Annotated in this window: 1 protein-coding gene; it reads left to right on the forward strand. The window is 72.6% G+C overall.

The annotated features are described in order from the left end of the window. Window positions 1-1,242, forward strand: a 1,242-nt coding sequence (locus QRD43_RS22660) for a condensation domain-containing protein (RefSeq protein WP_285984791.1), incomplete at both ends; no start/stop codon positions are given.

Consider the following 1,242-nt stretch of genomic DNA (forward strand, 5'->3'; position numbering starts at 1 on the left):
CACAAGCCAGGTGCTGGTGCTGACGCTGCACCACCTGGTGGCGGACGGCTGGTCCATCGACGTGCTGTGGCAGGAGCTGCAGGCCCAGTACAGCGCCGCGGTGGCGCAGCCGGCGCGCCGCGCTGAGCTCGCCCCGCTGCCGCTGCAGTACGGCGACTACGCGATGTGGCAGCGCCGCTGGATGCAGGGCGAGGCGCTGAGCGCGCAGGCCCGGTACTGGCAGCACACCCTGGGCGATGCTCCGCAGCGCCTGGAGCTGCCCACCGATCGGCCGCGGCCGGCCGAGCAGTCCCTGCAGGGCGCCCGGGTGGCGCTGCACCTGGACGAGGCCCTGAGCGCGCAGCTCAAGGCCTACGCCCAGCGCCACGGCGTGACGCTGTTCATGCTGCTGCTGGGCGCCTGGGGCGTGCTGCTGTCGCGCTGGTCGGGTCAGGCGGAGGTGGTCATCGGCACGCCGGTGGCCAACCGCTCGCGCCGAGAGCTCGAAGGGCTGATCGGCCTGTTCGTCAACACCCTGGCCCTGCGCCTGCCGCCCGTGGACGAGCTCCCGGCGCATCGCTGGCTGCAGCAGCTGCGCGAGCACGTCCTGCAGGCCCAGCGCCATCAGGACCTGCCCTTCGAGCAAGTGGTCGAGTTGCTCAAGCCCGAGCGCAGCCTCGCTTACACGCCGCTGTTCCAGGTGATGTTCGCCTGGCAAGGCGCGGTGGCGCAGAGCTGGCAACTGCCGGGGCTGCGCCTGCAAGGGCTGCAGACGCCGCATGCGGTGGCCAAGTTCGATCTGACCCTGGAGCTGATGGAGGCGCAGGGCTGCATCGTGGGGCACCTGGAGTACGCCACGGCGCTGTTTGATCAGCGCACCATCGAGCGCCGTGTGCACAACCTGGAGCAACTGCTGCGCGCCTGGGTGGCACCGGCGCAGGACGCCACCGCCGTCGCGGCCCTGCCGCTGCTGAGCCCGCAAGAGCAGGCGCAGGTGCAGCAGTGGCGCCAGGAGGCGCAGCAGCCCCTGGTCGGCCCCGAGGACGTGCTGGCCCGGGTGCAGGCGCGGGCGCAGGAGACGCCCGAGGCGATCGCGTTGGAGCAGGGAGATCAGCGGCTGAGCTATGCGCAGCTGCTGGCGCAGACGCAGGCCCTGGGCGGCTGGCTGGCGTCGCAGGGCGTGGGCGAGGAGGACCGCGTGGCGGTGTGCGTGCCGCGCTCGATGGCGTGGGTGCAGGCGCTGCTGGGGGTCTGGCAGGCGGG

The organism is Roseateles subflavus (genome assembly GCF_030285365.1).
Taxonomy (GTDB): Bacteria; Pseudomonadota; Gammaproteobacteria; order Burkholderiales; family Burkholderiaceae_C; genus Roseateles_B; species Roseateles_B subflavus.